The sequence below is a fragment of the Mycobacterium sp. IDUB_19 genome, from assembly GCF_055419445.1.
In genome coordinates, this window is record NZ_JBVAXR010000240.1 from 1 (window position 1) to 218 (window position 218).

Consider the following 218-nt stretch of genomic DNA (forward strand, 5'->3'; position numbering starts at 1 on the left):
GTCCAGAGTCCAATCGGCCACGTAGATGGTTAATTTGGCGATGTCGTCGAAGGAGCCGCAATCTCGGCGAGTGCGGCGCCGACGTTGAGATAGCACTGCTCGACTTGAGCGGCGACGTCGCCCTCGCCGACCAACGTTCCGTCGGCGTCCCAGGCGACCTGCCCGGCCATGAACACGAGCTTGGAACCGGTAGCAATCGACACCTGGCGGTGAAAGTC

1 protein-coding gene is annotated in these 218 nt (G+C 62.4%); it reads right to left on the reverse strand.

The features are described 5' to 3' along the window. Positions 1 to 29: 29 nt before the first annotated feature. Positions 30 to 218, reverse strand: a 189-nt coding sequence (locus tag ACZY0B_RS28105) for a Rid family hydrolase (RefSeq protein ID WP_463767475.1), incomplete at its 5' end; no start/stop codon positions are given.